This is a genomic window from Allobosea sp. 05T422_2 (genome assembly GCF_056396265.1).
Genome location: NZ_JBFTLD010000328.1, coordinates 1 through 6,813 on the forward strand (window position 1 = coordinate 1; position 6,813 = coordinate 6,813).

7 protein-coding genes are annotated in these 6,813 nt (G+C 59.9%); 4 read left to right on the forward strand and 3 right to left on the reverse strand.

Annotation, left to right across the window (positions count from 1 at the left end):
* From AC1DJT_RS32700 to AC1DJT_RS32715, 4 genes are all read left to right on the forward strand, one after another.
* Nucleotides 1–719: hypothetical protein (locus AC1DJT_RS32700; protein ID WP_476835706.1), on the forward strand; the 719-nt coding region annotated here is incomplete at its 5' end.
* Between the two features lie 80 nt (nucleotides 720–799).
* Entirely contained in the window at nucleotides 800–1,111 is a 312-nt protein-coding gene (locus AC1DJT_RS32705) for a hypothetical protein (RefSeq protein ID WP_476835707.1), read from the forward strand.
* A 243-nt stretch (nucleotides 1,112–1,354) separates the two neighbouring features.
* Nucleotides 1,355–2,407 (forward strand): FkbM family methyltransferase, encoded by a 1,053-nt coding sequence (locus AC1DJT_RS32710; RefSeq protein ID WP_476835708.1) that lies wholly within the window; start codon nucleotides 1,355–1,357, stop codon nucleotides 2,405–2,407.
* 33 nt (nucleotides 2,408–2,440) lie between these two features.
* Nucleotides 2,441–2,827, forward strand: a complete 387-nt coding sequence (locus AC1DJT_RS32715) for a DUF6165 family protein (protein WP_476770059.1) — start codon at nucleotides 2,441–2,443, stop codon at nucleotides 2,825–2,827.
* A 19-nt stretch (nucleotides 2,828–2,846) separates the two neighbouring features.
* On the opposite strand, the gene AC1DJT_RS32720 is transcribed toward AC1DJT_RS32715, so the two are convergent.
* From AC1DJT_RS32720 to AC1DJT_RS32730, 3 genes are all read right to left on the reverse strand, one after another.
* A complete protein-coding gene (locus AC1DJT_RS32720) occupies nucleotides 2,847–4,049 on the reverse strand; it encodes a glycosyltransferase family 9 protein (RefSeq protein ID WP_476770060.1) in 1,203 nt (400 codons plus the stop codon).
* A 63-nt stretch (nucleotides 4,050–4,112) separates the two neighbouring features.
* Nucleotides 4,113–5,051 (reverse strand): GDP-mannose 4,6-dehydratase, encoded by a 939-nt coding sequence (locus tag AC1DJT_RS32725; RefSeq protein WP_476770061.1) that lies wholly within the window; start codon nucleotides 5,049–5,051, stop codon nucleotides 4,113–4,115.
* A gap of 7 nt (nucleotides 5,052–5,058) precedes the next feature.
* Nucleotides 5,059–6,396: a class I SAM-dependent methyltransferase gene (locus AC1DJT_RS32730; RefSeq protein ID WP_476770062.1), complete on the reverse strand. Its 1,338-nt coding sequence runs from the start codon at nucleotides 6,394–6,396 to the stop codon at nucleotides 5,059–5,061.
* Nucleotides 6,397–6,813: the final 417 nt, after the last annotated feature.

Sequence of the window (6,813 nt, forward strand, 5' to 3'; positions counted from 1 at the left end):
AGTTTGGCGTCGAGAGATTCCGGGAGGCGAACTGCCGCTTCTTGTTGCATAATCGTAACTGGAAGGGTCTCGTTATCGATGGCAGCACGGAGAATATGTCGTCGCTGCGCACTCAGTCATGGTTTTGGCGGCATGACCTTACGGCAAAAGCTGCCTTCGTGACGCGCGAGAATATCGACGAGCTGATCGCGGAGGCCGGCTTCGAGGGGGAGTTGGGAATTCTGTCGGTTGATATCGATGGAAATGACTATTGGGTTTGGCAGGCCATCACGTCGGTCAATCCCGCGCTCGTCATTTGTGAATGTAACCCGATCCTCGGCGATACCCGCGCTGTGAGTGTGCCTTATGAGCCTTTCGCAACACGCTTCGAGCGCCATGCGAGCGGGCTTTACTTCGGCGCCTCCATCAAGGCGCTGGAGTATTGCGCGCGCCAGAAGGGCTACCGTCTCATCGGAACCAACAGCCATGGAATCAATGCCTTTTTCGTCAGGGATGATTTGGCGGGACCCGTGCTCGATCTTTTGGGAGAGATAAAGGTCTGGCCAGCCCGCCATCGCGACAGCCGCGACCAGCAGGGAGCGCTTTCTTTCGCCAGCGGGCTGGAGCGATTGGCCATCATCGCGGACATGCCCGTGATCGATGTTGTCACTGGCGAGACGATCATCCTCGGAGAAATCGCGGAGCCTTATTCGCAGGCTTGGCTCGCGGCAATGCAATAGCGTGATCGGCGCATCCTGCACGGCACGGGGCCTACCGGCAGGTCAGATTGCCGGTCGCCATCCATCTTGGACATTCAATGATGATCAAAGTGCTTACCCCAGCCCTGCTGCGTCTGCCGTTAATCCGAAGCCTAATCAGGTCAATCGACGCCCATGATGCGCAGCTTGCTGAACTGCGACGGCAGCTATCGGATTGCTCGGCTGCGATGGTGAAGTTCGAGACCGCCTTGACTGAGACGGTTTCGATGCGGGTGCATTCCCAGATGCTCGAGATCGAGCGGTTGTCTGGTCTCTATGACAGTCTTGCGTCGCGGTTGGCCGTGCTGGAGACGTCATGCGGCAAGCCTCCTGCAGAGGCTAGGGGCAAGCCAACTCCGAAAGAGAATGCCTGAGCTGTCGCTGCGGTTCGGCCTTCCAAATCGTGCTGCGAACGATTGCCGACGCGCCAGCATCGGATATAGAAGGCAGCGCGACCAGCGATTTTGTGCCTTCGCGTGCGATCTGCAAAGCCTGCGACCGCATGTTAACGGAAATGGTCCGGCCATGGTCTTCAAGGCTGAGGGAACAGGGGTGTGGATTTGGGTATCAAACAGATGCTTGCTGCGTGGTTGCGACATCCGTCGAGTAGCGCGGAAGTGGCACCAGGTGGCTCGGCCCCGCCTGCCCGCGAAGTTGCTGACCTTGTCCAGCGCGAGCTCGAGCATTTCAAGCACCACTATCATCTGGCAGCAAGTGAGCGCGACGCGCTTCTGAATGAGCGCAATGCACTTGCGATTCGATTGCAGGTGGCCGAGCGGGCAGGAGGTCTCAAAGTTCATGGGGCTGAACTCGGCAAGCCGGCACCGTTCCCTGCGGATGTGCTGCCGGGCAAATCATTGCCGCGCATTGTGGTCGTCGATATCGGCGCCCAGGAACTGACGACGGAACAACACGCCTATCAGCCTCTCGTCGATCTCCGGCTTGCCGACGTGATCGGCTTTGAGCCTCTCGAAGCCGCTGCGGAGAAACGCGCCCGCAACGAGAACGACGTCAAGATGTTGAACTATTTCGTCGGAGACGGCAGTCAGCGCACCTTTCATGTCAACAAATTTGACGCTACGTCATCGCTCTTCGCGACGAATTACGAGCTCCTCGACCGCTTCGAGTCCCTCTCCGAGATGTGCCGGACTGTCCATGAATCCTCGGTCTTGACGACCCGACTGGATGACGTCGCCGAGATCACCGATTGCGATTTCCTGAAGATCRACGTGCAGGGCGGCGAACTCGACGTGCTCAAGGGGGCTCCCGCTGCTCTGGACAAGGCCATCGTGGTGCATTGCGAAGTGGAGTTTTCGCATGTCTACAAGGACCAGCCACTTTTTGGCGAGGTGGACGCGCATTTGCGTGCCGCGGGCTTCGAGATGATCGATATCGTCAGTGCTGGATACGCCACTGCTCGCGGCTTGCCGCGCCCTATCGCGCAGTCACGACTGCTGTGGGGCGAGGCAATCTACYTCAGAAGCCCGGCGAGCTTGAGGGAACGCGGCGTACAGAAGACGGCAAAGGCCGCGCTGATCGCTCACGCCAACTACCGCATGTACGATATCGCCGCGGAGTTCCTGAATCTCCTGCCTCCTGTCGAGGGGCATGCGCCTGCGGCGATCTACGCCGATGTAATGCTGAAGTCGAACGCCATCGGCGCGGCTTGATCAGTTCTCGCAACCGGCTGCGGAATGGAAGAAATGCAAGTAGTGATCGCGGTGGCCCCCGGTGAGTTGATCGACAAGGTCACGATCCTCGAAATCAAGCTGGAACGGATTGCCGATTCMAGCAAGCTCGCCAATATCCAACGGGAATTCGAGACGCTGCTTGGCGATTATCAGGCTCTTCTGGCCTTGAATTCGACTTTGCCGACCCTGGCGATGCGCCTCAAGGACGTCAACAGCCGGATCTGGGAAATCGAGGACAACATTCGCGATCTTGAGCGCGCCAAGGACTTCGGCCCGGCCTTTGTGGAGACTGCGCGCTCGGTCTATCGGACCAATGACGAACGCGCGGCGATCAAACGCCAGATCAACGACGTGCTGGGCAGCTTTATCGTCGAAGAAAAGAGCTACTCGGCGTATTGAGCGGCAGCCCGCGGCGGCATCACGCAGAGTCCGCCGGTTCCGACCAAAGGCGCTGAGTGGCGGGGGGAGGGGCAGGAGCGGCTATTTCTGCTCTGAAGGCTGCCCCCTTATGCCGGTTGGGTTGGAAATACCAGGAAGGATCCTGTTCGAGACGCGGTGAGACTCGCTCTTTCGCGAATGCCAGAAGCTGTGGGCTCCAACCGTAGCGCCGTGCCGTAATCTGCAACGAGCGAGCGGCATCCAGGAATCTGAAGAATCTCATGAGATAGGTCTCAATGGTGTTCAGATAGTGTGTGAACTCGACCTGGACGGGCGTGCCATACTCGGCCCGGGCTTTGGCGACGCCGGATGTGCAAGCACTCGCGATCGCGCGGGCGAGGAGCTTCGGATCCTCGTCGGTAAGTTCCAGAACCTGACGCTCATGCAGGTCAAAATACTCGAAGTCATGAGCGAACGAGGCAAAGACCGAGGTCGAGGCCTTCAGGACCTGGACCATGGGCAGAATGCGGGCCGCGGTTGATGAGGCGGCGACCGTCCCACCGCTGCCTGTTCCGACGAAGAGCGAGACGTGATGGGTCAGGTGCGAGACTTCCCGCAGACTCAAGGTGCCTGCATAGAGCGAACGCTCATCTCGAAGCTCCATCGGCAGGTGCGTGGAGAAGATGACGCGAGAGTGCGGGAGTAGCGCATAAATCTCCGCAGCGATGTCCTGCGCGCTCTCAGGGGTCACGGAGGATTGTCCGCTCTTCGACGAGCATTCGAACAGAATGGTGTGCTCGGTGTCCGGAAGCCGGTTTTCACGGGCAAAGTCTTCGACCCGGGCGATTTCCTCGTCCGTCAGGCAAATGACATTCTCGATCGGCACGGTAATGGGCCGGCCATATGCGCGCAACAGCGACGAACGCACAGTTCCGTCGTAGTTCTGGAAGTTGTTCGGCCAAATCTGCGAGAGCAGAATCAGGCCGAAATTGCGTTGCTGGTACTGGCGGTACGCCTCACGCTCGAACACCCGCCAGGCCATCTCATGATAGCTCCAGTCGGCAACGGGAATTTCCCATACGGCATCGATGTCAGGGTTGTTGACCAGCAGGCCCTTGCACTGGGTCGAGACGGCCCAGCAGATTTCCGCCTCCGGGAAATCCGCACGGAGCTGGCGCGCCAATATCGTTGCGTAGAGGCAATCGCCTCCCGCACCCAGCTGCCCCAACAGAATGCGATCCATGACCGTTTCTTGTCCCTAGTTTCTGGCCGTTCATGCAGGCAGGTTCTGGCCGGCGCAAGCAGCTCATGCTTCGCCGAAGGCGATCGCGTCGATGATGTCCTGGATTGTCTTTTGCGGCCGTCGTCCCGCCACCGCGGCCAAGATCGAAATATCGACCTGGAAATCAGGGCCGGGATCCCGGCGCGGACTCGATTCCACGATATGGTCCGCGATGTCGTGTCCGTGCCGGCGAAACGCCTCAGTGACGGCCTCGCGCGCCAGTACCGTGCGCCCCGATGCGACGAGGAGTTCGCTGACCGGCGGGGCAAAGGCGAGGTCTGCGACGATATCCATGATCTCGTCGGCGGAGCTCCAGTCAAGCCTGAAGTCGAGCGTATTGATACGGGTGGGCTGGCGTTCGCCCTTATTGGCGGAACGCAGCGCCGCCGCGATCGTAGGAAGGAAGAACTGCTGCGGCCGACGCGGTGAATCGTGGTTGAACAGGACGAGATTGGTGCTCGAAACCGCGTGGCGGCGTGCATATTCTGCCATGAGGTCGCGCGCTGCGAGCTTGCTGACGCCATAAAGGCAGGTCGAGCGCATTGGGCTTGATTCGTCGAGGATACCCGCCCATGGCTCCGCGAACACCTTGGCTGAGCCAGCATAGAATATTCGCATGCCGGGAGAGCTGACGCGGGCGTGTTCAAGCAGCGCATGAAGCGCAAAGACGTTGACCTGCATCAGTTCGCGCCAGACGGGTTCATAGGAGAACCCGGCACCGATCGCGCCATGGACTGCCGCAAAATGGCAGGCGACATCGGGCCTCACCTCATCGAGCAGCGTCGCAAGCGCCTCTGCGTTGGTGAGATCAAGCGCGACATAGCGAAACCGGTCCGCTGGAAATGCGCGCCGTGACGCGGCATCGCGGCCGATTCCCACGACTGTGTGCCCCCGGCGCAAGAAAGCATCAGCCAGATAGCTCCCATCCTGACCGTTGACGCCGAGGACAAGTACCACGCTCATTGCGAACTCAACCCTGCGTGCCCGGGTGCAGGGCGTCGAGATAGGCGATCTGGTCGTTCGATCGCTCCACAGCCTCGTCGTAATTCTCCGCCGAGACGATTTCGATATGCGGCAGGGGGAAAATCATCTTCGTGCCGGCCAATATGGCGTCGCGCTCACGCCGAAGAAACTCCGCCCGGAAGTGCCAGGGCAAGACGAGATAATAGTCCGGCTCGGATGCGCGGGATTCTGCCTCGGAGATGATCGGGATATCGGTTCCCAGCGTTTTGGCACCAACCTTCTGCGGGTTACGGTCCGCGGCGCAATCGACCATGACGCGGTTGATGCCGTACCATTGCAGCAGGACATTGCCCTTGGTCGATGCGCCGTAGATGTGGATGCGCTCGCCCCTGGCGCGGATGTCGAACAGCAGCGTGTTCAACTGCCTCTTGAGGGTTTCGATGCGGCGCTGGAACTCGATATAGGGCTGGTCGGTATCCAGCTCCATCTCGAACTCTTTGATCCGCACCCTGTGCAGATGAGCGCGATCCTCCGGCGAGCCGTGGCTGCTGTTCGTCGCCTGGCAGGCGTAGCAACGAATGCTGCCGCCGTTGCTGTCATTGAGCTCGACCTTGAACAGGCGAAGATCGGCCTGGGCAGCGATCCACTCAAGGACAGCCAGGCTGTAATACTCGAGATGCTCGTGGCAGATCGTGTCAAACGAGTTCTGCAGCAGCATCAGTGGCAGGTAGGACATCTCGAAGATCCAGATGCCGTTGGGCGAGAGAAGACGCTGGACACCTCTGGCGAAGCTGACCGGATCTTCCAGATCATAGTACATCGCGATCGAGGTCACGATATCGACCTTGCCTGCCGGGATGGCGGCTGTGGCCTGTTCCGAAGGGAATACCGTGTTGATGACGGTGACGTCGCTGCTGATCTCGTTGGCGATGTCCGAGGGGTCGACGCCGAATTTTCTGATGCTGGCAGGAAACACGTTGAGCAAGGTGCCGTCATTGCACCCGATGTCGAGAACTGTCGCCGTATCCTCCGGCACGATCTTGCGGGCACTGGCCACGATGCCTGCGAGATGGTCGCGCATGGTCTGGTTCGTGCCAGAACGGTACCAATAGTTCGCGTAGAGGATTTCGGGCGGGAAGGAATGGGCGAGCTGCAACAGGCCGCAGCCATTCTCGTTGCGCGTAACGTCGCAGCGGACGAGTTGCGTGGGCAACTTGCGGATAGGCGGCATCAAGGTGCCGGGTTTGACGAAGGACCCCTGCAGATATTGTGCGCCGAGATCGATGACGGGGGACAGGTGAGCCGAGCCGCAAACGCGGCAGGTCTGACGATAGCGTGGATGCAATTCAACCTCCTATCGGCGATGCGCCGGTGACACATGCTGTCACGCTTGCCGAGCGTACTGGCGCGACCCGAACCTTCGTGCGCGTTGCCTATCCCACGGGCTGAATTGTGGCAAATCGATCCAACCCCACCGGGGAAAGTCGGGTCCGATCGGGATTGACTTGCTCCAGGCATTGGGGTTGACAGTGGGCCGAGATGATGCGGCGGCCATGCTGCTTTCGGCCAAATCCCGTCATATTGGACAAGACCCTGACGATCTCCCGAACCGATAGTCCTTCGGGGCGGTGCCTGGCGGCGTGATGGCTGCGGGCGTATCGGGGAGGTCGGCGATAAGGACAAGCAGGAAACGTAGATGGTGATCATGTCTGACGCGGTGTCGCCGATGGAAGGGGCGGCGTTCCAGGCCGCGGTTCTGCTC

Bases quoted from the DNA above. Each gene is read 5' to 3' on its own strand.
- AC1DJT_RS32720 (WP_476770060.1), bottom strand. From the start codon at position 4,049: ATGGATCGCATTCTGTTGGGGCAGCTGGGTGCGGGAGGCGATTGCCTC.
- AC1DJT_RS32725 (WP_476770061.1), bottom strand. From the start codon at position 5,051: ATGAGCGTGGTACTTGTCCTCGGCGTCAACGGTCAGGATGGGAGCTAT.
- AC1DJT_RS32705 (WP_476835707.1), top strand. From the start codon at position 800: ATGATCAAAGTGCTTACCCCAGCCCTGCTGCGTCTGCCGTTAATCCGA.